General features: G+C 71.0%; 20 protein-coding genes, 4 tRNA genes and 1 pseudogene. 17 read left to right on the top strand and 8 right to left on the bottom strand.

Going from position 1 to position 23,517, the window contains the following annotated elements:
• Nucleotides 1-233: 233 nt before the first annotated feature.
• The 3 genes from FRCN3DRAFT_RS0201885 to FRCN3DRAFT_RS0201875 all read right to left on the bottom strand — a co-directional run bounded on the left by FRCN3DRAFT_RS0201885 (nt 234) and on the right by FRCN3DRAFT_RS0201875 (nt 5,442).
• Nucleotides 234-2,147, bottom strand: coding sequence for a hypothetical protein (locus tag FRCN3DRAFT_RS0201885; RefSeq protein WP_007514775.1), 1,914 nt, complete (start codon nt 2,145-2,147; stop codon nt 234-236).
• A 338-nt stretch (nt 2,148-2,485) separates the two neighbouring features.
• Entirely contained in the window at nt 2,486-3,559 is a 1,074-nt protein-coding gene (locus FRCN3DRAFT_RS0201880; protein ID WP_007514776.1) for a 2-oxoacid:ferredoxin oxidoreductase subunit beta, read from the bottom strand.
• A complete protein-coding gene (locus FRCN3DRAFT_RS0201875; RefSeq protein ID WP_007514777.1) occupies nt 3,556-5,442 on the bottom strand; it encodes a 2-oxoacid:acceptor oxidoreductase subunit alpha in 1,887 nt (628 codons plus the stop codon). Before FRCN3DRAFT_RS0201875 ends, FRCN3DRAFT_RS0201880 begins: the two co-directional genes overlap by 4 nt.
• Nucleotides 5,443-6,016: 574 nt before the next feature.
• Here FRCN3DRAFT_RS0201875 and FRCN3DRAFT_RS0201870 point away from each other — a divergent pair.
• The 3 genes from FRCN3DRAFT_RS0201870 to pyrE all read left to right on the top strand — a co-directional run bounded on the left by FRCN3DRAFT_RS0201870 (nt 6,017) and on the right by pyrE (nt 8,856).
• Nucleotides 6,017-7,090 (top strand): Rossmann-like and DUF2520 domain-containing protein, encoded by a 1,074-nt coding sequence (locus FRCN3DRAFT_RS0201870; RefSeq protein ID WP_007514778.1) that lies wholly within the window; start codon nt 6,017-6,019, stop codon nt 7,088-7,090.
• Nucleotides 7,091-7,280: 190 nt separating this feature from the next.
• Nucleotides 7,281-8,147, top strand: coding sequence for a zinc metalloprotease HtpX (gene htpX, locus FRCN3DRAFT_RS0201865; RefSeq protein WP_007514779.1), 867 nt, complete (start codon nt 7,281-7,283; stop codon nt 8,145-8,147).
• Nucleotides 8,148-8,313: 166 nt separating this feature from the next.
• A complete protein-coding gene (gene pyrE / locus FRCN3DRAFT_RS0201860; protein WP_007514780.1) occupies nt 8,314-8,856 on the top strand; it encodes an orotate phosphoribosyltransferase in 543 nt (180 codons plus the stop codon).
• A gap of 173 nt (nt 8,857-9,029) precedes the next feature.
• Here pyrE and FRCN3DRAFT_RS0201855 read toward each other — a convergent pair whose 3' ends face one another.
• The gene (locus FRCN3DRAFT_RS0201855; RefSeq protein WP_007514781.1) at nt 9,030-9,518 is read right to left on the bottom strand and encodes a YajQ family cyclic di-GMP-binding protein; all 489 of its coding nucleotides are present in this window, start codon (nt 9,516-9,518) and stop codon (nt 9,030-9,032) included.
• Nucleotides 9,519-9,645: 127 nt separating this feature from the next.
• On the opposite strand from FRCN3DRAFT_RS0201855, the gene FRCN3DRAFT_RS0201850 reads away from it, so the two are divergent.
• Nucleotides 9,646-9,730, top strand: a tRNA-Tyr gene (locus FRCN3DRAFT_RS0201850).
• A gap of 397 nt (nt 9,731-10,127) precedes the next feature.
• On the opposite strand, the gene FRCN3DRAFT_RS42175 is transcribed toward FRCN3DRAFT_RS0201850, so the two are convergent.
• Complete coding sequence (locus FRCN3DRAFT_RS42175) at nt 10,128-11,147, bottom strand: hypothetical protein (RefSeq protein ID WP_051466107.1); 1,020 nt, start codon at nt 11,145-11,147, stop codon at nt 10,128-10,130.
• A gap of 366 nt (nt 11,148-11,513) precedes the next feature.
• On the opposite strand from FRCN3DRAFT_RS42175, the gene FRCN3DRAFT_RS0201840 reads away from it, so the two are divergent.
• Both FRCN3DRAFT_RS0201840 and FRCN3DRAFT_RS0201835 read left to right on the top strand, forming a co-directional pair.
• A complete protein-coding gene (locus FRCN3DRAFT_RS0201840; RefSeq protein ID WP_232793887.1) occupies nt 11,514-12,281 on the top strand; it encodes a TIGR01458 family HAD-type hydrolase in 768 nt (255 codons plus the stop codon).
• 41 nt (nt 12,282-12,322) lie between these two features.
• Nucleotides 12,323-12,871, top strand: a complete 549-nt coding sequence (locus FRCN3DRAFT_RS0201835; RefSeq protein WP_007514784.1) for a gamma-glutamylcyclotransferase family protein — start codon at nt 12,323-12,325, stop codon at nt 12,869-12,871.
• Nucleotides 12,872-13,077: 206 nt separating this feature from the next.
• Here FRCN3DRAFT_RS0201835 and FRCN3DRAFT_RS42170 read toward each other — a convergent pair whose 3' ends face one another.
• Nucleotides 13,078-14,721 (bottom strand): GH25 family lysozyme, encoded by a 1,644-nt coding sequence (locus FRCN3DRAFT_RS42170; protein WP_007514785.1) that lies wholly within the window; start codon nt 14,719-14,721, stop codon nt 13,078-13,080.
• Nucleotides 14,722-15,281: 560 nt separating this feature from the next.
• Here FRCN3DRAFT_RS42170 and FRCN3DRAFT_RS0201820 point away from each other — a divergent pair.
• The 3 genes from FRCN3DRAFT_RS0201820 to rpmG all read left to right on the top strand — a co-directional run bounded on the left by FRCN3DRAFT_RS0201820 (nt 15,282) and on the right by rpmG (nt 16,162).
• Nucleotides 15,282-15,354, top strand: a tRNA-Thr gene (locus FRCN3DRAFT_RS0201820).
• A 90-nt stretch (nt 15,355-15,444) separates the two neighbouring features.
• Nucleotides 15,445-15,518: transfer RNA gene (locus tag FRCN3DRAFT_RS0201815), tRNA-Met, on the top strand.
• 479 nt (nt 15,519-15,997) lie between these two features.
• On the top strand, nt 15,998-16,162 hold the full coding sequence (rpmG, locus tag FRCN3DRAFT_RS0201810) for a 50S ribosomal protein L33 (RefSeq protein ID WP_007514786.1): 165 nt from the start codon (nt 15,998-16,000) through the stop codon (nt 16,160-16,162).
• A 192-nt stretch (nt 16,163-16,354) separates the two neighbouring features.
• On the opposite strand, the gene FRCN3DRAFT_RS0201805 is transcribed toward rpmG, so the two are convergent.
• Nucleotides 16,355-16,771, bottom strand: coding sequence for a VOC family protein (locus FRCN3DRAFT_RS0201805; protein ID WP_027140162.1), 417 nt, complete (start codon nt 16,769-16,771; stop codon nt 16,355-16,357).
• 230 nt (nt 16,772-17,001) lie between these two features.
• Between FRCN3DRAFT_RS0201805 and FRCN3DRAFT_RS55770 the strand changes: the two are divergent.
• Together FRCN3DRAFT_RS55770 and FRCN3DRAFT_RS55765 are read left to right on the top strand one after the other, a co-directional pair.
• Nucleotides 17,002-17,451 (top strand): annotated as a pseudogene (locus FRCN3DRAFT_RS55770) (FAS1-like dehydratase domain-containing protein); the annotation flags it as partial.
• The gene (locus FRCN3DRAFT_RS55765; protein ID WP_342435647.1) at nt 17,428-17,952 is read left to right on the top strand and encodes a MaoC family dehydratase; all 525 of its coding nucleotides are present in this window, start codon (nt 17,428-17,430) and stop codon (nt 17,950-17,952) included. The pseudogene FRCN3DRAFT_RS55770 and the gene FRCN3DRAFT_RS55765, both read left to right, overlap by 24 nt.
• Before the next feature lie 122 nt (nt 17,953-18,074).
• On the opposite strand, the gene FRCN3DRAFT_RS0201795 is transcribed toward FRCN3DRAFT_RS55765, so the two are convergent.
• The gene (locus tag FRCN3DRAFT_RS0201795) at nt 18,075-19,283 is read right to left on the bottom strand and encodes a pyridoxal phosphate-dependent aminotransferase (protein WP_007514790.1); all 1,209 of its coding nucleotides are present in this window, start codon (nt 19,281-19,283) and stop codon (nt 18,075-18,077) included.
• A gap of 178 nt (nt 19,284-19,461) precedes the next feature.
• Here FRCN3DRAFT_RS0201795 and FRCN3DRAFT_RS0201790 point away from each other — a divergent pair.
• From FRCN3DRAFT_RS0201790 to rplJ, 6 genes are all read left to right on the top strand, one after another.
• Nucleotides 19,462-19,534: transfer RNA gene (locus FRCN3DRAFT_RS0201790), tRNA-Trp, on the top strand.
• 33 nt (nt 19,535-19,567) lie between these two features.
• Entirely contained in the window at nt 19,568-19,816 is a 249-nt protein-coding gene (gene secE, locus FRCN3DRAFT_RS0201785; protein ID WP_007514792.1) for a preprotein translocase subunit SecE, read from the top strand.
• Nucleotides 19,817-20,116: 300 nt separating this feature from the next.
• Complete coding sequence (gene nusG / locus FRCN3DRAFT_RS0201780) at nt 20,117-20,899, top strand: transcription termination/antitermination protein NusG (RefSeq protein ID WP_007514793.1); 783 nt, start codon at nt 20,117-20,119, stop codon at nt 20,897-20,899.
• A 52-nt stretch (nt 20,900-20,951) separates the two neighbouring features.
• On the top strand, nt 20,952-21,386 hold the full coding sequence (rplK, locus tag FRCN3DRAFT_RS0201775; protein WP_007514794.1) for a 50S ribosomal protein L11: 435 nt from the start codon (nt 20,952-20,954) through the stop codon (nt 21,384-21,386).
• A gap of 102 nt (nt 21,387-21,488) precedes the next feature.
• Nucleotides 21,489-22,205, top strand: coding sequence for a 50S ribosomal protein L1 (gene rplA, locus FRCN3DRAFT_RS0201770; protein WP_007514795.1), 717 nt, complete (start codon nt 21,489-21,491; stop codon nt 22,203-22,205).
• Nucleotides 22,206-22,939: 734 nt separating this feature from the next.
• Nucleotides 22,940-23,515 carry a 50S ribosomal protein L10 gene (gene rplJ / locus FRCN3DRAFT_RS0201765; protein ID WP_007514796.1) on the top strand — a complete coding sequence of 192 codons (576 nt, stop codon included), beginning with the start codon at nt 22,940-22,942 and terminating at the stop codon, nt 23,513-23,515.
• Nucleotides 23,516-23,517: the final 2 nt, after the last annotated feature.

Here is a 23,517-nt window from a genome sequence, read left to right as displayed (position 1 = left end):
CCGACCGCGTTCTCATGGTGGCGGCAGTTGCGCCTGTGCCAGTCGTGACTGTGCCTGTTACGGCGATGCACGGAGCCTCCGGCTTTGGATCGGTGTGGACCCCCCCGGGCGACACCGCACGCACCCCCACGCGCACACCACACCATACCGGACATCGATCACGTTCGCGTATCGGGGTGCCACCATCGGAAACCGTCCGGGCAGACAACAACTAGTCAACGGATGGCGGATGATCATTCCCCTGGGACCGGGAACGGGGCCGGGGGAGCTGGTGGGAAGTTCCCGCGCACCGCTGGCGTCACGGTCGTCGTCGGCGCCGGCGCCGGCGCGCGCGGCTTCCCCACGCTGGGGGTCGCGCCGGCCTGCGACGGGTGGACGGGGGCACCGACGGCCTGGCCGAAGGCGCCGCCCGGCGGCATCGTCCCGGCCGCCGACGTGGCCGGCGCGGCCGGCGCGCCAGCGGCACCGCGCTGGGTCAGGGCGATCACTGGGAAGGGATAGGTCCTGGTCACGCGCGGCTGCTCACCGCCGGGGGCGAGCGTCCCGGCCGTCAACGCGTCCCGGCCACCCTGGTCATCGCCCGCGCCGACCAGCCGCAGCGCGAGGGTGCCCGCGACCGCGGCCACCAGGAGGCAGCAGACCGCGAGCAGCGCGACCCGCCGCCGCCGGCGCCGCCGCGCCCGTAGACCACGAGTTCCCGTCGGTGCGACGACGGCCCCCGTGGCGGCCGGCTCGTCGCTCGACGCCGCAGGCTCGTCCGCCGACGTCGCGCCGGCCGTCGAGTCGTCCGTGGAGCCTTCGGCCGTTGAGCCGTCCGCCCAGGCTCCCGCGGGGAGAACCGCCGTGGCGTCCGGAGCCGCGAACGTCATCGGTGGCCACGCGTCGCCGGCGTCGGCCGGCCACGTCGAGTATGGCCACGCCGTGTCAGCCGGGGCCAGGTCCGGCGCCGCGGTGGCCTGCTGCGTCAGGTCGTCGGACCAGGCGGGCGCCACCGGCATGATCGGGATGGCGCTGGTGTCCGTCGCGGCGAACCCGCTGCCACCGAGGTCCGCCGGCGGCGGCGGGTAGTAGAGCGGAAACGCGCCGGTCTGCGCCGCGGGGTCCTCCGCCGGCGGGAACGGCGTACTTCCCGGAGCGCCCGGCGGCTGCTGGTAGATCGTCCGCTGGTAGGCGTAGAACTCGACCTGGTAGCCGGTGACCTGGCGGGACTGCTCCGGGTCCGGCTGGTCGCCGTAGGACGGGCTCTGCCCATACGCGCCATACGCGCCGTACCCGCCGCCATACGCGTCCGGCGTGAACTGGCCCTCGTATGGCGGCCCGGGCAGCTGGGTGGGCGGGCCGGCGAACGGGGCGGCCGGGTACTGCTGGGGTACCGGCGGTGACTCGTGGCGGGGACCGATCGGGATCGCGCCGGTGTCGGCGGGCGTGAACCAGTCGCCGGGATCTGGCGGCGACCCCTGGTCGGGCTGCCCGTATACCCACTGGCCATAGGGCGCCGGCGGTGGAATGCCGTAGTCCGCCGAAGCGTCGATGGGCACCGACGCCTGACCGGGCGCCAGGTGCGTCCCGGACTCGCCGTACGCCGGCCAGCCCGGCGGTTCTGGGGCTGGGGAGGCGGCCGGCCAGCTCGACTGCTCCGCCGGGGGAGTCACCGGCCAGCCCGACTGTTCCGCCGGCCCCGGCTGTCCCGCCGACCAGCCCGGCTGCTGCTCCGGGGGAGCCGCCGGCCAGGGCACGGACTGCTCCTGCCAGGGCGAGGGCGGCGCCTGCTCGTGGTAGGACGCCTGCTCGTAGTAAGTGGCGTCGCCCGCGGGCGCCGCGGGATCGGGATACGGCGGCGGGTAGCCGCCTTGGCCCTGAGTCTGTCCCGGATAGCCGGGCGGCGGCGCGGGCGCCACGTAGTCGGCCGGATCGCGGTACGGAGTCTGCAGGTAGAGCGGGCCCAGCGGAATGGCGCTCGTCTCGCTGGGGATGAAGCCGCCGCCGAAGTCGGTGGGCGGGGGTTGGTAGGAGAGCGCGAACTCGCCGGTCCGCGGCCACGGGGAGACGTCGTCCCGGCGGGACGCGGCGCCGTCCGGGCCGGCGGGCTCGGTCGGGTTGCCATCCATCGCCGGTAGCGCCTCCGCGTCCCTGGACCGATCGATCATGCCGCCGTCCGCGAATGGAACGGGGCCTGCTACTGACCATAGTTCCACCGGATACCCGCGACCCTCACGCGGCGGGTGAGTTGGCACAGAGTTCGTGGCCCTACCGTTGCCGGACTAGCCGGTAGAAGCTAGTCGTCCCCGACGACGGTGCGGTACTCGGCGTCATCCGGACCCTTCCGCGGGCTCTGCCGTCGTCTCCGGCCAAAGCTCGATCAAAGTCCGGCCAGAGCCCGGTCAAAATCCAGCCAAAACGGCGATGGCCGGGGCGGCATGTGTGCCGCCCCGGCCATCGGGAGATCGCTGCCCGCTGACCTCGGTTGACCTCGGCCAGCTCCGGATCAGGAGATCGTCCAGGTTTCCTTGCCGGCAATCAGGGACATCAGATTGCCTTCGCCCTGGCGCTCCTTGGCCCGATCGATCTGGGCGTTGAGCTCCTCGTCGTAGCTGGGCACGTCGACGTCGCGGAAGACGCCGATCGGGGTGACACCGTGCGAGTCACCGGTCAGCCGAGACAGGGCGAACTGCTGGCTCGGGTCGACGGCGTGCGCGTCGTGGACGAGCACACCCTCGTCGCTGGCAGCGCCGACCGCCAGGCTCCCGTCGGCGGCCCGGCGGATCGCCTTGCTTCCGTCGGCGCCGAAGGCGAGCGGCTGGCCGTGCTCCAGGCGCAGGGTCACGTCGTCGCGGGTGTCCCGGTCCTTCATGGTCTCGAAGGCGCCGTCGTTGAAGATGTTGCAGTTCTGGAAGATCTCGACGAAGGCCGCGCCGGGGTGCTCCGCGGCGGCCCGCAGCACCGAGGTGAGGTGCTGGCGGTCCGAGTCGATGGAGCGGGCGACGAAGGTCGCCTCCGCGCCGAGCGTCAGCGACGTCGGGTTGTACGGCCGGTCCAGCGAGCCGTGCGGGGTCGACTTCGTGATCTTCCCGATCTCGGAGGTCGGCGAGTACTGACCCTTGGTCAGGCCGTAGATCCGGTTGTTGAACATCAGGATCTTGATGTTCACGTTCCGGCGGAGCGCGTGCAGCAGGTGGTTCCCGCCGATCGACAGCGAGTCGCCGTCACCGGTGATCACCCACACGGACAGGTCCGGCCGCGAGGTGGCGAGGCCCGTCGCGATCGCGGGCGCGCGGCCGTGGATCGAGTGCATGCCGTAGGTCTGCAGGTAGTACGGGAAGCGGGACGAGCAGCCGATGCCCGAGATGAAGACGATGTTCTCGCGGGCTACCCCCAGCTCCGGCAGGAAGCCCTGCACGGTCGAGAGGATGGCGTAGTCACCGCAGCCCGGGCACCAGCGGACCTCCTGGTCCGAAGCGAAGTCCTTGCGGCTCTGCGGACCCGGCGCGGCCGGGACCAGGTCGAGCAGCCGGTTGGTTACCCGGCCAGCGCTGACCTTGCCGTTAGTGGTGATGGTCACTGGTTGATCACATCCTCCAGAACGCCCGCGAGCTCCGCCGCCTTGAACGGGAGGCCTCGGACCTGGTTGTAGCCGATCGCGTCGACCAGGAACTCGGACCGGACCAGGGTGCGCAGCTGACCGAGGTTCATCTCGGGCACGAGCACCCGGTCGTAGGACCGCAGTACCTCGCCGGTGTTGGCGGGGAACGGGTTGAGGTGGCGCAGGTGCGCCTGGGCCACCTGCAGGCCCTTGGCCCGCACGCGGCGGACGGCCGCGGCGATCGGGCCGTATGTCGAGCCCCAGCCGAGCACGAGCACCCGGGCCGAGCCGGACACGTCGTCGACCTCCAGCGGCGCGATGTCGGCGGCGATGCCGTCGATCTTCGCCTGCCGGAGCCGGATCATCCGGTCGTGGTTGTCCGGGTCGTACGAGATCGTGCCCGAGCCGTCCGCCTTCTCCAGGCCACCGATCCGGTGCTCCAGACCCGGCGTGCCCGGCACCGCCCACGGGCGGGCCAGCGTCTGCGGGTCACGCAGGTACGGCCAGAAGTCGCCGTCGTGGTTCGGCTCGGTCGTGAGCTGGACCGGGATCTCCGGCAGGTGCTCCCGGACCGGCAGCAGCCACGGCTCGGAGCCGTTGGCCAGGTAGCCGTCGGAGAGGAGGAACACCGGCGTGCGGTATTTGGTCGCGATCCGGGCGGCCTCGATCGCGGCGTCGAAGCAGTCCGACGGCGAGCGCGGGGCGATGATCGGCACCGGCGCCTCGCCGTTGCGGCCGAACATCGCCTGCAGCAGGTCGGCCTGCTCGGTCTTGGTCGGCAGCCCCGTCGACGGGCCGCCGCGCTGGATGTCGACGATCAGCAGCGGGAGCTCGAGGCTGACCGCGAGGCCGATCGTCTCGGACTTGAGCGCGACACCCGGGCCGGAGGTGGTGGTGACCCCGAGAGAGCCGCCGAACGAGGCGCCGAGCGCCGCGCCGATGCCGGCGATCTCGTCTTCGGCCTGGAAGGTGCGGACGCCGAACTGCTTGTGCTTCGAGAGCTCGTGCAGGATGTCGGAGGCCGGGGTGATCGGGTAGCTGCCGAGGAACACCGGCAGACCGGTGAGCTCACCGGCGGCGACGAGGCCGTAGGACAGTGCCAGGTTGCCGGAGATACGGCGGTAGGTGCCCGCCTTCATCCGGGCCGGCGCGACCTCGTAGGTCACCGAGAAGGACTCGGTCGTCTCGCCGTAGTTGAACCCGGCACGAAACGCGGCGACGTTCGCCTCGGCGATCTCCGGGCGCTTCGCGAACTTCTGCCGGAGGAACTCCTCCGTGCCCTTGGTCGGCCGGTGGTACAGCCAGCTCATCAGGCCTAGGGCGAACATGTTCTTCGCCCGCTCGGCCTCCTTCTTGTTGACCACGCCGGCCACGCCCTCGGTGGCGTTCACCGCGTTGATGGTCATCGAGGTCAGCGGGACCTTGTGCACGCGGTACTTGTCCACCGTGCCGTCGGTCAGCGGATCCGCCGTGTAGCCCGCCTTCTTCAGGTTTCCACCCGTGAAGGCGTCCGTGTTCACAATGAGGTCGGCACCCGGCGGGAGGTCTTTCAGGTAGGCCTTCAAAGCGGCCGGGTTCATCGCCACCAGGACATCCGGCGCATCACCGGGCGTCAGGATGTCGTGGTCGGAGAAATGCAGCTGGAAACCGGACACACCGGCCGGACTACCCGCTGGTGCGCGGATCTCGGCGGGAAAGTCCGGGAGCGTCGACAGGTCGTTTCCGAATGTCGCCGTCTCGCTCGTGAACTGCTCGCCGGTGAGCTGCATACCGTCGCCGGAGTCGCCGGCGAACCGCACGACGACCCGGTCGAGCCGGCGGGTCTCCCGCTCCCGGGCCTGCTCGCGGACCTGCTCAGACACCTTCAGTAACCTCCTCAGGTACCGGCCCAGCCTACCTGGCGGCCTATTTGGGCGCGCGCATAGCGGCGCCTGTGCTGCCGGGGGGTGAGCCGTCCAGCAGGTCGGGGTGGCACCAGCTCGTCCGTAGTCCTATCACGCTCTGTGTTGGCGGCATCTCTGCCTGTCGTGTCACTCGCGCGTTGTCGGATGGGTGACGGTGCCACGAGCCAGGACGGCGTTGGCCAGGACGGCACCCCTGTCGGCGAAATTGTGCACGTCGGCTCCTCGCCGGCCGCCGATGTCGGGTATTTGTCACTCGGGCGATCGCAACCGCCACTTCCCGGCATGGCATGGCGCGAGCCATTCCAGCCAGTCGTCGCACACCTCATCCGATGACTTCGCCCACAGTGTGTGATTCGTCTCTCTCGTGGTCGCGACGGGCTCTGCCCAAGACCCGGCCGCCCAAGACCCGGGCCGCTCGAGACGTGCCGGACCGGTGAAAACCGCGGTCCGGCCGGGCAGGAAGTGGGGACGGACAGCGGGAGACGGACAGCGGGAGAAGGAAGTGGGGTACGGACGGCGGGAGAATCGGCCGGTGGATGCCGACCCACCCAACTCCGCCTCGGCTGGCTCAGCCCCCGTCGGTCTGGCCGGTCCCGACAGGACCGGCCAGACCGGTGACGGCGCCCGTGGGCGTGCCTTCCACGGCACCCCCACGGGCGCCCTCGACGTCGGGTTCGTCGGCTTCGGCCGCGCCGGCGCGGCGTTCGCCGTGGCGCTCGCCGAGGCCGGCCATCGTCTCGTCGGGGTGACAACACACTCCGACGCCTCGGCCGCCCGCGCCCGCCGCTTCCTCCCCGGGGCCCCGCCACTGGCCGCGACGGAGCTGGCCGCCCGCGTCGACGTGCTGATCCTCGCGGTCTCCGACGACGCGATCGCTCCCGTCGCCGCCGAGCTCGCCAGCGCCACCGAACCCGCGGGCCCGCGGGCGGGCAGCGTCGTCGTTCACCTGAGCGGACGGCACGGGCTCGCCCCTCTTGCGCCGGTCGTGGCCCGCGGCGCGAGCCGCGCCGCGATCCACCCGATCATGAGCCTGGCCGGTCTCGACCCGGCCATGGACGCCGCCCACCTGCGCTCCACCACCTTCGGCGTTACGGCCGATCCGGCGGCCGCCTCCGTCGCCCGGCGGGTGGTCACGGACGTGGGCGGCCGGTTCGTCGAGGTGCCCGACGAGGCGCGCACCCTCTACCACGCGGCGCTGGTGCTCGGTGCGAACTACCTGGCGGCGCTGGCCGGCGCGAGCGCCGACCTGCTGGCCGCCGCGGGCGTGACCGACGCGAGCGCGGCGCTTGCCCCGCTGCTGCGAGTGTCACTCGACAACGCGCTGCGCGACGGCGACGTCGCCACCACCGGCCCGGTGCGCCGAGGCGACGCCAGTACGGTCGCCGCCCATCTCGAGGCGCTGCGAGCGGCGGACCCGGCCGCCGTCCCCGCCTACCGCGCGCTTTCCCAGCTCGCGGTTCAGCGCCTGGTGGCCGCCGGTCTCCTCTCTACTCGCGCCGCCGCGGACCTCCGTGCCACGCTCGAAGCCTCCGGCACCTCCGCCGCCTCCGCCGGGCCGGACAGGTCGGACAGGTCGGACGGGCCGAACGGGCCCGACCGGTCATGATCCGAGCCGGGAGGGTTCAGGGCCTCGCGGTCCGGGGATGGTCGGGGAACCTACGAGGCAGGCTCGGCCTGCGGAGATTGCCGTGCAAGCCGGGCGTTACCGACGCAACGGGCATGGATGGGAACGCCTCGCGACGTCTCTGGCGTTGAGCTGGGTGCAACCTTCTGACACGACAGGACAACGGGACGCCATGTCTCACCTCAACGGTCTCAAGACCGCCTTGCTACTCGGAGTGCTGTCGGCCGCCATCCTGGCCGTGGGATCCATCTTCGGACGGAACGGGCTGATCATCGCGCTCGTCCTCGCCGTCCTGATGAACGGCTTCTCGTACTTCTACTCGGACAAACTCGCGTTGCGTGCCATGCGCGCGTACCCGGTGAGCCAGGTCGAGCAGCCACGCCTCTACGCCATCGTCCGCGACCTCGCGACGCGCGCTCGGATGCCGATGCCGCGCCTGTACCTGAGTCCCACCAGCGCGCCCAACGCCTTTGCCACCGGCCGGAACCCTAAGAACGCGGCGGTGTGCTGCACCGAGGGCATCATGGAACTCATGGACGACCGCGAGCTGCGCGGAGTCCTCGGCCACGAGCTCAGCCACGTCTACAACCGGGACATCCTCATCGCCTCGGTCGCCGGCGCGCTCGCCAGCGTGGTCGTCTATCTCGCCAACTTCGCCCAGTTCGCCGCCATCTTCGGTGGCGGACGCAACGAGGACGGCCCGGGCATGTTCGAGCTGCTGCTCCTGATCATCCTCGGCCCGGTGGCCGCGACGATCATTCAACTGGCCATCAGCCGCGCCAGGGAGTACCAGGCCGACGCGTCCGGCGCGACCCTGACCGGCGACCCGCTCGGTCTTGCCAGCGCTCTGCGCAAGCTGGAGGCCGGCACCGCCGCCCGCCCGCTTGCCCAGAGTTCTCGGCTTGCCCCGGTCTCCTCCCTGATGATCGCCAATCCGTTCCGGGCGGGCGGGGTCGTCCAGCTCTTCTCCACCCACCCCCCGATGGACGAGCGCATCGCCCGCCTGGAAGAAATGGCCCGTCTGAACCCCTACCGCTGATCTCGCCGGTTGCCGGGATCTTCTGGCCGATCCGGTCCTTCCGGTCGTCGTCGCGTCGCGCGGCCGGACGTGCCCGCGCCGCGACGTCGTCGCCGCCGCACAAAAGTGATCTTGAAAGGACTTGGCGGCGGTGAGCGGAGGTCGTCGATCGCTAGAGTCGGCAGACGTGGCCGACGACTCCGCGACTGAGATCTCGACGCTGGCTGCCCGGGTTCGGGCGGCGGCGCTGTTGACCGGCAGCTTCGTACTGCGTTCCGGGAAGACGAGCACCGAGTATTTCGACAAGTACCGGTTCGAGGCGGATCCGGTCCTGCTCGCGGACATCGTCACCGCGATGGTCCCGCTGCTGCCGGCCCGAGCCGAGCTGCTCGCCGGCCTGGAACTCGGCGGGGTTCCGCTGGCCACCCTGCTGTCGGCCCGCACCGGGCTTCCGGCCCGCTTCGTCCGCAAGAAGGCGAAGGAGTACGGCACCCGTCAGATCGCCGAAGGCGGTGACTTCGCCGGCCGGTACGTCGTACTCGTCGAGGACGTCGTCACCAGCGGGGGCGCGGTCCTGGACGCGACGAGGGTCCTGCGCGAGCAGGGCGCGACCGTCGAGCACGTCGTCTGCGTCATCGACCGTCAGGAAGGCGGCGCCGAGCGTCTGGCCGACCTCGGTCTGACCCTCCACCCGGCGCTCACCCGCGCCCAGCTCGACGCCGTGGCATAGGCAGGCAGGCGGCATAGTCGGTCCGCATGCCGAAGCCGCATGCCGAAGCCGCATGACCAGGCCGGATGGCCAGGTTCGCGAAGCGGGGGTGGCTCCGGAGATCACTCCGGAGCCACCCCCGCTTCCGCCCCACCGACCGCGATGATCGCGGGATCGGGCGGCTCGACAGTCCGTCAGCGGTAGTTGATGAACTGCAGCGCGACCTCGAAGTCCTCGGACTTGAGCATCTGGATGACAGCCTGCAGGTCATCGCGCTTCTTGCCGCTGACGCGGAGCTGGTCGCCCTGGATCTGGGCCTGCACACCCTTCGGGCCGTCCGCGCGGATCTTCTTGGCGATCGCCTTGGCCTTCTCGTCGGGGATGCCCTGCGTCACGGTGATGGCCAGGCGGAACTCCTTGCCGGCCTGCTTGGGCTCGTCGTGCTGGAGGGCCTTGAGCGAGATGCCGCGCTTGACGAACTTCTCCTGCAGCACGTCGAGCACCGCCTTGACCCGCTCCTCGCTGTTCGCGACCAGCGAAATCGAGTCGCCGGTGTGGGTCGCGGCGGCGTCGGTGCCCCGGAAGTCGAAGCGATTCTTGATCTCCTTGGCGGTCTGGTTGACCGCGTTGTCGATCTCTTGGGTGTCCACCTTGCTGACGATGTCGAAGGACGGGTCCGCCACAGCGAGGAGCCTCCTGTCGGGGTCGGTTGTGAGGGGCAGTCGCCGCTGCCCACGAGGCCAGGGCCGCATACCGGGGACCTCGCCCCGGCGGCACCTCCGCCGCTACCGGTATGCTCATCCACGACACGGCAGGTTGCCCGAGCGGCCAAAGGGAGCGGTCTGTAAAACCGTCGGCTCAGCCTACGATGGTTCGAATCCATCACCTGCCACCACCCCGATCTAGTCGCAAAGCGGCAGGTCACCGGCCCCGGAGCGAACACCGGGGCCTTTTTCATGCCCACGGCCAGTCCTGGTCGATCGTTGCCGTTGCCGTTGCCGGGTGGCCGTGGACGATGCTGGGCCGTGGGCCGTGGGCCGTGGGCCGTGGGCCGTGGGCCGTGGGCCGTGGGCGGTGCGCGGCCGCCGGTCGTCGTCCAGGGCCGGCGCGGCCTCGATTCACCGGCTGGCCACCACGTCGGCGCCGTCGGCGCATGTGGCGTAGACCAAGGACCCCACCCAGGCACGCAACCGCGGATCACCACCGTCGACGCCAACCGGACCATCGCGTTTCGCGCCCGCCGTGAGGTCGCCCGCGTCCCGTGTCTTCCGAGATCAGTCAGACGGTTGGCGTCACCGGCGGCGCGTTCCGTCTGACTGATCGTGGGCTAGGCCGTGACTTGGTCGTTGGCGGTGGGGAAGGGCCTGGCGGGCGGCGCGGGTGAGCTGATCGATGACGATGCCCGGTCTGGTGCGGATGATCAGACTGGGGAAGCGGAGCAGAAATGAGATGTCTGGGCTGGCGATGGTGATCTCGTTCTGGCGGAGCATGTCGTCGCACCAGGTCTCACCGTGCCAGTGGAACCCGCCGTCGATCTCGACCCATAGCCCGAGCCCGGACCAGAACATGTCCAGGTAGCGCCGTCGGCCCGCGGCGTCCGTTCGGACGGCTTGGCGGGTGGCCGGCGGCAGTCCGGCCCGCCGGACGAGCGCGCCCATGCGCAGCTCGGCAAGGGAATGGGCGCCGCCCTCGACGTCGTCGAGAACGAGGGCGAGCAGGCGACGATGGCGCAGCCGGCCCACCGCGCCGAGTTCTGCCCGAAGAGCCGAGACCGGGACGAGCCGCTGCTGCACGGTGGCGGCGATGAGCGCGGCGGCGCGGGTCGCGTTCGCTGACCAACCCGCCGCGTCGATCACGGACCGGGCGGTCCGGGTTCTCGGCGGCATTCGGGTCGGATGGACGTCCGAGGTGAGAAACCGCCGTGACTCATGGACCTGGACGCCGGGCAGCCGTGGGACGCGGGTCCCGAAACCGCGCGGGACCAGGACGTGCACGAGGTGGTCGCTGAATCCGCGCAATCCATCGAGATTCGCGGCGGTCACCCCGCACAGGGCAGCGTGCGGACCGGCCGCGAGCACCGCGACCCATCGTCGCCGCGACTCGCCGACCGGGCCACGATCCAGGAGGACGACCGAGCGGGCGACCAGGCGCCACCGTCGGGCCCGCAGTTGCGACCTGATCAGGTGGCGCGACACGCCGAACAGATGCAGCTGGCCACGCGAGACCACGCCTTCCTGCCGCGCGGCCAGCTCGGCGAGGCTCCGGTCTGGGGACCGGGCCGCCCAGAGGCCCTCCGCCCCGACGTCGTTCACCCTGCGACGGTGATCCGAATCCCGCCGACCCGCCACCCGCACCCGGCCGCCTGTGGACAGCCGCCCGTGGGGCGACCTTTCAAGATCAGTCAGACGCTCCGCGTCATGGGTGACGCGCTTCGTCTGACTGATTCCCGGGCGGCCGCGAGTGAGCGGACGAGCGGACGAGCGGACGAGCGGACGAGCGGACGGGTGGACGGGTGGACGAGCGGACGGGTGGGGATAGGGGTGAGTACGGGTTGAGGTGGGCGCGGGGTGATAGGTGGGTGGACCGGAGGGCGGGTGTTACGGCTGGGTTCCGGGTTGAGGGAGCGGGTTTTCGGGTGCTCGTCGGCGGTTACGGTGCCGGGCATGGGGTGTCGGGCGGTGTTCTTTGACATCGACGGGGTGCTGACCGTCTCCTGGCGGGCGTTGCCGGGGGCGGCGGATGCCGTGCGCCAGCTCCGGGACGCGGGGTTGGCGGTGGCGTTCCTGACGAACACGACCTCGCGGACCAGGGCCGCCATCGGGGCGGCGCTGCGGGCGGCCGGGATCGGGGCCGGCGATGACGAGATCATCACGGCCCCGGTGATCGGCGCCGCGTACCTGCGCCGACACCATCCCGGGGCGCGGGTGCACCTGCTCAACAGCGGCGACATCACCGCGGACCTAACGGGTGTGGCCGTCGCCGGCCCCGACGAGCGACCGGACGTCGTCATCGTCGGCGGGGCGGGACCCGAGTTCACGCACGAGGCGCTGACCACGGTGTTCCGGCACCTGCTCGACGGCGCGTCGCTTGTCGCGCTGCATCGCAACCACTACTGGGCGACCGACGGCGGCCTCACCCTCGATACCGGGGCCTACCTCGCCGGCCTGGAACAGGCGGCCGGTGTGCGCGCGAGCGTCGTCGGGAAGCCGGCATCCGAGTTCTTCCGCGCCGCCTTGGACCTGGTCGGCGTCGAGGCCGCGGAAGCGCTGATGGTCGGCGATGACGTGACCAGCGACGTGCTTGCCGCGCAGGCGATGGGCCTGACCGGAGTGTTGGTCCGTACCGGCAAGTTCCGGGCGGAGACGCTCGCGGCCGCAAGTGGTACCCCGGACCACGTCATCGACTCGGTCGCGGATCTTCCACGCCTCCTGGCCGCGAACCCGTGACGACGGCCGGCGCGGACCGCCAGGGACCGACGGGAGGCGCGATGCGGTCGCGCGAGCGGGCTGGGATCGCCGAGGCGGACATGGCCAAGGCGGAGATAGTCGAGGCGGACATACCGGTGAACGAACGCGCGGGACTCGCGTTGTTCGTCTATGGCACGTTGATGTTCGGCGAGATCGTGGAGGAGCTTCTCGGTCGCCGCCCCGACCTCACGGCGGCGGTGGCCCCGGGTTGGCGCGCCGCCCGGCTGCCGGGGCTGGTGTACCCAGGGCTGGTTCCGGCGCCGGGCCGGCGAGCGTCGGGCCTGGTGTTGTCCGGGCTCAGCGCGGCGGAGTGGGCCGTGCTCGACGACTTCGAGGGCGACGCGTACGTCCTGTGCCCGGTAGAGGCGCACACCCTCGGTGCGGGTGACGGGCTGGACGGCCCGAATGAGGGAGCGGGCCCGGGCAGGGGGGCGACGCCGGGCGCGCTGACCTATGCCTGGCGGGCTGTGGGTGAGGTCGAGGCGGGCGACGACTGGGATCCCGACTGGTTCGCGTCACATTGGCTTCGCCGCTATGCCGACCGCCTGCGCCCGGGCACGGACGTCTGACCGCGGCGAGCCGCGGTCGGGGAGTGACGGTCGGGGGAGCGGCCTTGTCCTGGCCGCCGTATCGCGGCGCGCCCTCGACCCCGCTGGTCGGCATCGCCGCCGAGTGGCATCGCCGCCGAGTGGCATTGGCCGCCGAGTGGCATTGGCCGCCGGCCGGCATCGCTGCCGGCCGGCGGCGCCACGGGGCGACGGCGACCGAGCCTGAGCTACGGCGCGGGTGCCGGGACCGGCGTGTTGTGAATCTCCGTGACCTGGTTCGTGGCGGCGTTCCAGCGCAGCTTGCCGTTCTGGAAGGCGCTCTCCCTGCCGCCGGGCACGTCGTACTCGTCGCTGACCGGCATGCCGAGCCACGAGGCGGAGCCGCCGAGTGCCAGGTACTTGTTGAGGATCTCGCCGCGTACGACGAACGCGCCGAGCGCCGGGTGCCAGTAGATCCGGCCGCCCTCGAACACGGCCTGCAGGCCGTCGGGCGCCGTCGTCCAGGAGACGTCCTCGAGCGGGCGGCGCAGCGAGCCGTTGCTGCCGCCGTAGGCGAGATACTTCTGCGCGATCGGGCCGAACAGCGCGCGTGTGCCGGTCTCGACCGACCAGAACATCAGCCCGTTGGCGTACGGCTGCCACCGGCCGCCCCCGCCGGCCGGGCCCTCGGCGCGGGCCGGCGCTCCCAGGGAGAGGTGTAGCAGCGGCTCGGCGGCGTACCGGGCGGCGATCTCGTCGCGGGTTCCGTCGGCGCTGCTCGTCAGGTCGGCCGCGCTGCAGCAGAACGCGTTGACGTCGACATGCCCGGGGATGCCAGGGACCGCGCCGCCGGAGTCGTACTGCCAGATCAGCCACTTCTGCCAGCCGCCGGGCAGCCAGCCGGGGTCGGCGTTGCTGTTGTAGATCGCGAACCAGAGCGGGTACTTCGCGAACGACTGGGTATTGGCGATCTTGTCGGTCCAGAACGAGCGGAAGGTGTAGAGGATCGGGGTCCGGCCGGTCTGGCTCTCCACCTCGCGCAGGAAGGCCTGGGTCCAGGCGGTCAGGTCCGTGGGGCTGAGGCCACCGGTGATCTCCAGGTCGAGCACCGGGGCCAGCATTCCGGGGGTGTTGACGTTGCCCGCCGCCGCGAGGAAGTGGTGGGCCTGGTCGATGGCCGTGGAGATCGGCAGCGCGGGCCGGGCGTAGTGATAGGAGCCGACCACCAGGCCCGCGGCCTGGGCGCCGGCCTTGTCCGCCGCGTAGCTCGGGTTGGTGTACTTCGTTCCCTCGGTCGCCTTGATGACGGCGAACGAGTTGCCGGCGGCCTTGACGGCGTTCCAGTCGATCGAGGCGCCGTTCTGATGCTGCCAGGACGAGATGTCGACGCCGCGTGGCCAGGCCGGGTTCGGCGCGGCGGCGGCGGCCGTCGCCGTCGTCGAGAGCGCGAGGGCGGTGACGGCCAACAGGGCGATCCGCGGCGCGAGCTGCCCGTTCCGCCGCTGTTCGGCCGCCCGCGGTTCGCGACCGCCTGGAGGACGAGTTCGCGGCAGGCCGCCCGTGCGGCCGGGAGCGACCTTCATCGTGACGGCCGCGACGTCCTGCCCGCGGGTGGAATGCCTGCCGCCGAGGCGCTGGTCGCGGGCGGGCGGCTGCGCCGGTGGCAACCCGCGAAACGGCATGGCACGGTGGTGGCTGTTCTGCCGAGGGTCGCCGAAGGTCGTGCCGGGCGGCAGCGGCGTGCCTGCCGGCACTTGGATGCCGCGCGGTCCACCTTCCACGCCCTGGGTCCACAGCAGGCCGCTGCCTGGCGGCAGATCGTCGGCCGCGCCGCCGAAGGGTGTCGCCTGTCTGTCCTGGTGGTGCCGGCCGGGGTGGTGCGTGAAGCGCATGGGCAACCCTCGCTGCTCGCGGGTTCCGCTCGGGTCCGCTCGGACAGAGCGCGGCCGTGCGTCCGATCAGCGGATGCCGACGGCCGACGACTACGCTAAGCGCGAGCTTGGCTACCTAGCGCAATCAGTTCGCGGGTCGCAACGAGTTTGTCGATGCCCTCACTCGTGATCGCTCGGCATGTCCCGGCGTTTCCGGAAGATCAGGCCATCCGGGCGCCGCCGATGTGCCGCCGCCTCCAGCGCGGGTGAGGACTCGGCGTGGCGGGCCTCGGCGCGCTCGGCGTCGCGGCGTCGCGGCGTTGACCGCCGGTCAGCTGGTCGTCGGCCGACGGCTGGTCGGCTGCCGTCGATCGGCTGCCGTCGATCGGCCGCCGGGCGACGGCCCGCGGTGGATCACGGTCGGCTGGCAAGCGCCTGGTAGGGCGGCGGCGCCAGAAAGGATTGACCTTCGGGAAGGGCCGCGCTGGGCATGGGTTCGACCATGGGCATCGCCGCGGAACCTGCTTCCCACACTGGCCCAGCCATCGTGTAACGTGTGTCCCGCGTGAGCATGAGAGCGCGCCCCTTTAGCTCAGTCGGCAGAGCGTCTCCATGGTAAGGAGAAGGTCTACGGTTCGATTCCGTAAAGGGGCTCGACGGTCCGCCAGTCGCCATGATCAGATTGGTGTCACGCGGCGGTCCCAGCCGGTACGCTGTCGCAGGGGTCGCCGCGTAGCGGTCCAAGGCGGTGTAGCTCAGTCTGGCAGAGCAAGCGGCTCATAATCGCTGTGTCGCCGGTTCAAGTCCGGCCACCGCTACCGAGGCGGGCTTATCCTGCTTGCTCCCCTTCGGGGGAGTTTCGCGGGGCGCCCGCAATGTTTGCCCAGGGGGGCGACCCCCTGGAACCCCGGGTCAGGGGGCTTTGCCCCCGACACCCCCGCCGGCTTGCGCTTCGCGCTTTGCCGGCTTCCTTGTGGGTGCGAGGCCCTCGTTGGGCTTGCGGGGCGCTCTCGGGTGGCTTGCTCCCCTACGGGGAGCTTTGCGGGATGTTCGGTCCTCGGGGGTGCTCACTGGGACCTGGCTGTGGCGTGGTCGGGGTGGGTGGGACGGTGGGAGCGGAGTAGGGGTCTGGCTGTCGGCTAGACTCGTCAGGACTTCGGTTGGGGCTAGTCCCGGGCTGGAGGGGTCGCGCGTAGCGTGCGGCTGGTCGTGGAGTGGCGGGCCCCGGGAAGAGGGGGCGGCTTCGCGGCTGTTGAGAATTGCACCCGATAACCGCTAGAGGAAGAGGCAACACGCCGTGGCCGCCACCGACGTTCGTCCGAAGATCACTATGGCGTGTCAGGTGTGCAAGCACCGGAACTACATCACGCGCAAGAACCGGCGCAACGACCCGGACCGTCTTGAGCTGAAGAAGTTCTGCCCGAACTGCCGGAAGCACACGGAGCACCGCGAGACGCGCTAGTCCTCGGCTCCACCACCGGACGCCGGCGGGAGACGGCTCCCCGCGGCCCCGAGATCGCGCCTCGCGCGTCGGGCCGGTGGTGACAACGACGAGGGTTTCGCACGCGCACCGGCCAGGCCGGCGACCGACGGTCGCCGGCCTGGTTGTGTTTGTCCTAACCGCCTCGATCCTTCGGCCCATACCTCGCGTCGGCTACGGCAGAACCAGCTGACCGATCGGGCCGGGGTTGTAGGCCACCTCCCAGCGGTAGCTGTCGGGATCGGCGAAGTAACCGGTGTAGCCGCCCCAGTCGCGTTCCACCGCGTCGTGCACCGGATCGGCGCCGGCCGCGCGGGCTGTACGCAGGACGGCGTCGACCTCGGCCGTGGTCGGAACGTTGTGGGCGAGGGTGATCGGCGGCACGCCGACTCTGGTCCCGATCGCGCCGACCTCCTTCTCGAACTCCTCCCGAGCCCAGAGCGAGAGGACGAGGCGCTCGCCAGTTCTGATCATGAGCACCTCGCCGGGCACGTCTAGTTCGGCCGTCCAACCCAGCCCGTCGAGGTAGAAGCGACGGGTGGCGGCGAGATCGGCGACGGCCAGGGTGACAAAGCTGATCCGCTGCTCCATATCGGCACGGTGCCATGGCCCGCCGACAGTCCGGGTGGGCTCGGCGGGGCGGGAGGCCTGTTCGACGCGGAACTGGGCGCCGCCCGCCCGCCCCGCACGCGGGCAGTCCACACCTCATCCACGCGTCGGGCGGCTGGGCGGCGCGCGGGACCGACAGGCGCGGTCGCGTGGTAGTGGTAGGGATGGTCGTCCCGGTCAGAGCCGGGACACCTTGTGGATCGGAGCCGTTCATGCCGCTGAGCCAGGCGTTTGTCGGGCGCGAGTTCGCCGCCGCACGGCCTTTTCTGGTCGGCCGCGAGCACATTCGGCAGTTCGCGCGGGCGATCGGGGACCCCAACCCGCTTCACCACGACCTGGCGGCGGCACGGACCGCTGGCTACCCGGACCTGGTGGCGCCGCCGACCTTCCTGGTGGCCGCCATCCCGGGACAGCTGGGCCTGCCGGTCGACGACCCGGCGTTCGGCATGGACTTCTCGCTGATCGTGCACGGCGAGCAGCGGTTCACCCTGCTGCGCCCGGTGGTCGCCGGCGACGAGCTGACCGCGGTGACCACCCTCACCGGGCTGCGGACCGTCGCGACCAACGAGGTGCTGACCGCGGGCTACGAGTTCCGCACGAGCGGTGGTGAGCTGGTGGCGACCGGTCTGTGCGGGCTGGTGTCCCGCGGCACCGCCGACCCGAACGCGGGCCCGGTGCGCGTCGGGGCGCCGGCCGGCGCGGTGGGCGCGGCCGAGGTGTCCGGCGGAGCCGCTCGGGTCGCGCTTGTCCGGTACGACGAGGTCGAGGTCGGTGCGGAGCTGCCCGCGAGGGACTTTCCGATCCGGCGCGCGGATCTGGTCCGGTACGCCGGCGCTTCCGGCGACTTCAACCCGATCCACTGGAACGAGAAGATCGCGGCCGAGGTCGGCCTGCCGGGCGTGATCGCGCACGGCATGCTGACGATGGCGACCGCGGGCCGCGTCGTCAGCGACTGGGCGGGCGACCCGGGCGCGATCCGCGAGTACGGCGTCAAGTTCTCGTCGCCGGTGGTCGTTCCGGGCGGCGACACCGGTGCCCTCGTCGAGGTTCGTGCCACCGTCGAGAAGAAGCTTCCCGACAACGTCGTGGTCGTGAACCTGACCGTCCGCTGCGACGGGGCGAAGGTCCTCATGGCGGCCAAGGCCAAGGTCCAGCTCGCCTGACGAACCGGCCCCACGGCCGGCGAGGCTCAGCGGCCGGCGGGCGGACCTGGAGAAGCGGACGTGGGGAAGACGCGGAGAACCTGCCCCGCGACGGGCGCGGACCGCCCGTCGCGGGGGCGGTCTCAGACCGCTTCGCCCAGGAGGGTGGCGATGCGGCGCACACCCTCGGCGAGGTCGTCGTCGCCGAGGGCGTACGAAAGCCTGGCGTAGCCGGGGGTGCCGAAGGCCTCGCCGGGGACGATCGCCACCCCGACCTCCTCGAGGATCACCTGGCAGAGCTCGTTCGACGACGCCGGCGTCCTGCCACGGATCGTCCGGCCGACGACGTCCCGCAGGGATGGGTAGGCGTAGAAGGCGCCCTCCGGCAGCGGGCAGCGCACGCCGGGAATGTCGCTGAGCATCCCGTGCATGGCGAGCCGGCGCCGGTCGAAGGACTTGCGCATCTCGGCCACCGCGTCCAGCGGGCCGGCGACGGCGGCCAGCGCCGCCACCTGGGAGACGTTCGCGACGTTCGACGTCAGGTGCGACTGCAGGTTCGAAGCCGCCTTCACGACGTCCGCCGGGCCGATCAGCCAGCCGACCCGCCAACCCGTCATCGCGTAGGTCTTGGCCACTCCGTTGAGCACCACGCACCGGTCGGCGATCTCGGGCACCTCGACCGGCAGCGACGTGAACCGCGCGTCGCCGTACACCAGGTGCTCGTAGATCTCGTCGGTGACCACCCAGAGGCCGGCCTCGACGGCCCACTGGCCGATCGCGCGCACCTCCTCGGGGCTGTGCACCGCGCCGGTCGGGTTCGACGGCGAGCAGAACAGCAGGACCTTCGTGCGCGGCGTGCGCGCGGCCTCCAACTGCTCGACGGTCACCCGGTAGCCCTGCTCGGGGCCGGTGACGACGTCGACCGGCACGCCGCCGGCGAGCCGGATCGCCTCCGGGTAGGTGGTCCAGTACGGGGCGGGCAGCAGCACCTCGTCGCCCGGGTCCAGCAGGGTCGCGAACGCCTCGTAGACGGCCTGCTTGCCGCCGTTGGTGATGAGCACCTGGCTCGGCTCGACGGCGAGGCCCGAGTCGCGGCGGGTCTTCTCGGCGACGGCCTCCTTCAGCTCGGGCAGGCCGCCGGCCGGGGTGTAGTGGTGCATCTTCACGTCCCGGCATGCCTTCTCCGCGGCGGCCACGATGTGGTCCGGGGTCGGGAAGTCGGGCTCGCCCGCGCCGAACCCGATCACGTCGCGGCCCGCGGCGCGCAGCGCCTTGGCGGTGGCGTCGACGGCGAGAGTGGCGGATGGGGCGATGCCGCCGATGCGGCGCGAGATCCTGCTCATGGCGACCATGCTGCCAGAGATGTTGGGAGCCTCGTGTGAGCCAGGCGGGGCCTGCTCGCCTCCAGGGGGTATGCTCGATCCGCTCGGGCCGTCATCGCCGGTGTACGTGCGCGCCTGCTGGTAGCTAACCGCTGGTAGCCAGGCAGCGCGAGTAGTTACCAGGCGGAGTCAGGCCCGGGTAGCTCCAAGGGGCGTGGCTCAATTGGTAGAGCACCGGTCTCCAAAACCGGCGGTTGCAGGTTCGAGTCCTGTCGCCCCTGCGCAGGTCAGACGATCGAGAGTGGTGAAGAGCTGTGGCGGCGACCGACACTGACGCGGCCCCGCGGGCCAAGCAGCCCGCGCGGGCGAGCGGCCGGCGTCGTACGACACCGTTGCGGTTCTACCGCGAGGTCGTGGCGGAGCTGCGGAAGGTCGTCTATCCGAGCCGGACTGAGCTGATCACCTACGTGGTGGTCGTGCTCATCTTCGTGTCCGTGATGACCGCGATCGTGGCCTCCCTCGACTTCGGCCTCACGAAGCTGGTGCTCCAGATCTTCGGCTGACCGGTCCGTGCCCGCCGGATGCGGCGGTGCTGGCGGTCCGTGGCCGGTGCCGACCGGCTCGGAAGGGCGGGCGCGGAGGTTCGACCGTGACCGGTCGGGCCGGTGCCTCGCGCGAGTCGGGGTACTACTGGATGTGGGTCAGACGGTCGCTCCGCCAGCGTCAGCCCGCCAGCACCGACAAGTACGAGCCGCGAAGTCCGAGTCAAGGTCCGAGTCAAAGCCACGAGCCAGCGCATCCGCCCGGAGGCGCACGTAACCGAACGTGCTCCGCGGGCGACCACACGAGTAAGGATCGTCCGCGTGTCCCAGTCTCCCGAGCATGCCGCCTCCGAGCAGGGGGAGGCTCTCGACAGTCTCAGCCCGCTCGCGGCGTTCGAGAACGACGAGGTGGCGAGCACGGACGCCGGCGCCGCGCCGGATGAGGACGACACGGCCGCCGCGCCGGCCGGCCTGACCGCCGGCTCGCCTGCCACCCCCAGCTCCGCCAGCGTCGCCGCCGCCGATGACGAGGACGACGCCGACGAGCTGCGTCGAGCTCTCGAGGACGCACCCGGCGAGTGGTACGTGATCCACTCGTACGCGGGCTACGAGAACAAGGTCAAGACCAACCTCGAGACCCGGATCTCCAGCCTCAACATGGAGGACTTCATCTTCCAGATCGAGGTGCCGCTCGAGGAGGTGCCGGTCGTCAAGAACGGCAAGCGCCAGCTGGTCCTGCAGAAGAAGTACCCGGGCTACATCTACGTCCGGATGGACCTGACCGACCAGTCCTGGTCCGCTGTGCGCAACACCCCCGGCGTGACCGGGTTCGTCGGCCTGACCAACAAGCCCTCCCCGCTGCGCAAGGAGGAGGTGCTCTCCATCCTCGCCCCGGTGGCGAAGAAGGAGAAGAAGGTCGAGACGGTCAAGGTGCAGGAGTTCGAGGTCGGCGAGTCCGTCACCGTGATGGATGGGCCGTTCGCGACGCTGCCGGCGACCATCAGCGAGATCAACACGGATGCCCAGCGGCTGAAGGTGCTGGTCTCCATCTTCGGCCGCGAGACGCCGGTCGAGCTGCAGTTCAACCAGGTCGCGAAGATCTGATCCGTCCCGGTGGGCCGCCGGGCTGGGCCACCGAAAGTTCAGGAAGAACGAGATGCCTCCCAAGAAGAAGAAGATCACTGCGGTGATCAAGCTCCAGATCAACGCCGGCAAGGCCACCCCAGCGCCCCCGGTGGGCCCGGCGCTCGGCCAGCATGGCGTCAACATCATGGAGTTCGTCAAGCAGTACAACGCGGCGACCGAGTCGCAGGTCGGCAACGTCGTGCCGGTCGAGATCACGGTCTACGACGACCGCTCGTTCACCTTCGTCACCAAGACCCCGCCGGCCGCGAGGCTGATCCTCAAGGCCGCCGGTGTCGACAAGGGCAGCGCGACGCCGCACCGTGACAAGGTGGCGAAGCTGAACGCGACGCAGCTGCGCGAGATCGCCACGATGAAGATGCCCGACCTCAACGCCACCACCATCGAGGCCGCGGAGCAGATCATCGCCGGCACCGCCCGCTCCATGGGCATCGTCGTCGAGAAGTAGGCCGGGCGAGAGCACGGCGGTACGGCAAAGGCAGCCAGTCCCACCGGTGGGAGGGCGCCAGGCGTCTGCCTGGGGGGCCCGCCAGGACCACGAGGAGAAGCAATGAAGCGCAGCAAGGCATACCGGGCGGCGGCCGAGAAGATCGACCCGGAGAAGCTGTACAGCCCGCTGGAGGCCGCGAACCTCGCGAGGGAGACGTCGGCCACCAAGTTCGACGCGACCGTCGAGGTCGCCTTCCGGCTCGGCGTCGACGCCCGCAAGGCCGACCAGATGGTCCGTGGCACGGTGAACCTGCCGCACGGCACCGGCAAGTCGCCGCGGGTCGTGGTGTTCGCCGCCGGTGAGAAGGCCGCCGAGGCGCAGGCGGCCGGCGCGGACGTCGTCGGCAGCGACGACCTGGTGGCCCGGATCCAGGAGGGCTTCCTGGACTTCGACGCCGCCGTCGCGACCCCCGACCAGATGGCCAAGGTCGGCCGGATCGCCCGGATCCTCGGCCCGCGTGGCCTGATGCCCAACCCCAAGACCGGCACCGTGACGCTCGACGTCACGAAGGTGGTCAAGGAGATCAAGGGCGGTAAGATCAACTTCAAGATCGACAAGCAGAACAACCTGCACATCGTCATCGGGAAGACGAACTTCACCGCGCAGCAGCTCGTCGAGAACTACGGCGTCGCGCTCGACGAGATCGTGCGAGTGAAGCCGTCCGCGGCCAAGGGCCGCTACCTGAAGAAGATCACCATCGCCACCACCATGGGCCCCGGCATCTCGGTCGACCCGAACCGCACCCGCAACCTCCTGGAGGACGCGGCCGCGAGCTGAGCCGCCCGCCCCCTGGGGCCTACCTCCTGATACGCGCGCCGAGCCGTGCCGGTCTTAGACCGGCACGGCTCGTCCCGTTCGGCGGGTCACGTAATCACCCTGGCCGGGAGACCCGCCACGAGCGAAGCGAAGTGGCCCGACGGACGAGCCTGCTTTGGTTTGGTGACGTTCAGCGGTAGGCGACCGTGCGGGCGCGGAGGCGTGCCTCGCGGAGGCCCGGCCCACGAGCGAAGCGAGGTGGGTCGGGCCGCAGCGAGGTCGCCGGAGCGCCCGTGAGCGGAGGAGGACGGCGCGCGGAGGTCCCTTGGGAGCGAAGCGAGTAAGGGGCCGGAGCGCGCCGCCCGGACGGAGCGAACCAGAAACAACCTTCTGCTCTGACCGGCAAAGCATGTGTGGTTTGAGAGCTGTACCGGGCGTGACCGGTGTGTGGTTTGAGGGATGCGGCCGGGCGCCACCGGTGTGTGGTTTGGGAGCTGTAGTATTGGTAGTAGTTCCACACCACAGACCGCTGGTCGCCGTCCGCCCGCTCCGCCGGGGAGGACGACCGAAGGTCCCGGAGACACGTCCGGGCGGCCCGCGCAGGTGACGGACGCGAACCGTACGCCGAGGCGGCGGGCCCACCAGGTGCCAGCCCCGCGAGTACGGAATCCCGCCCCGAGCGCCTGCGCCGGGGCGTTCGTCGTTTCTCGAGGGGCTTTCGGGTACGGCCGGCACCGTTCCCCACAAGGAGCCCGATGGCGAACCCTGAGAAGAGCGCCGCCGTGGCGGAGATCACCGACCAGTTCCGTGGCTCCACCGCGGCCGTCCTGACCGAGTACCGCGGCATGACCGTCAGCCAGATCACTGAGCTGCGCCGGTCGCTGGGCGCCAGCACCAAGTACGCGGTCGTCAAGAACACCCTCACCAAGATCGCTGCCGAGCGGGCCGGCGTGACCGGCATCGACGAGCTGCTCGTCGGGCCGACCGCCGTCGCGTTCGTCGGCGGCGACCCGGTCGAGGCGGCCAAGGGCCTTCGGGACTTCGCCCGCGCGAACCCGGCCCTGGTCGTCAAGGGCGGCTTCGTCGAGGGCAAGGCGATGTCGGCTGACGACATCCGCAAGCTCGCCGACGTCGAGTCCCGCGAGGTCCTGCTGGCCAAGCTGGCCGGCGCCATGAACGGCTCGCTGGCCAAGGCCGTCGGCCTGTTCGCCGCGCCGCTGTCGCAGGCTGCCCGGCTCGCCGAGGCGCTGCGCGCCAAGCGCGAGGCGGAGGCCGGTGGCGCCGCCGAGGCTTCGGCCGAGACGCCTGCCGAGGCCGTCTCCGTCGAGTAGCC

Source organism: Pseudofrankia saprophytica, from assembly GCF_000235425.2.
Lineage (GTDB): Bacteria > Actinomycetota > Actinomycetes > Frankiales > Frankiaceae > Pseudofrankia > Pseudofrankia saprophytica.
Note: the sequence above shows the minus strand (reverse complement) of the source record. Positions and strands in the feature narration are given on the sequence as shown.

Bases quoted from the DNA above. Each gene is read 5' to 3' on its own strand.
- FRCN3DRAFT_RS0201885 (WP_007514775.1), bottom strand. From the start codon at position 2,147: ATGATCGATCGGTCCAGGGACGCGGAGGCGCTACCGGCGATGGATGGC.
- htpX (WP_007514779.1), top strand. From the start codon at position 7,281: ATGTCTCACCTCAACGGTCTCAAGACCGCCTTGCTACTCGGAGTGCTG.
- FRCN3DRAFT_RS0201835 (WP_007514784.1), top strand. From the start codon at position 12,323: ATGCGGTCGCGCGAGCGGGCTGGGATCGCCGAGGCGGACATGGCCAAG.
- FRCN3DRAFT_RS42170 (WP_007514785.1), bottom strand. From the start codon at position 14,721: ATGCGCTTCACGCACCACCCCGGCCGGCACCACCAGGACAGACAGGCG.
- FRCN3DRAFT_RS0201805 (WP_027140162.1), bottom strand. From the start codon at position 16,771: ATGGAGCAGCGGATCAGCTTTGTCACCCTGGCCGTCGCCGATCTCGCC.
- FRCN3DRAFT_RS0201795 (WP_007514790.1), bottom strand. From the start codon at position 19,283: ATGGTCGCCATGAGCAGGATCTCGCGCCGCATCGGCGGCATCGCCCCA.
- rplK (WP_007514794.1), top strand. From the start codon at position 20,952: ATGCCTCCCAAGAAGAAGAAGATCACTGCGGTGATCAAGCTCCAGATC.
- rplA (WP_007514795.1), top strand. From the start codon at position 21,489: ATGAAGCGCAGCAAGGCATACCGGGCGGCGGCCGAGAAGATCGACCCG.
- rplJ (WP_007514796.1), top strand. From the start codon at position 22,940: ATGGCGAACCCTGAGAAGAGCGCCGCCGTGGCGGAGATCACCGACCAG.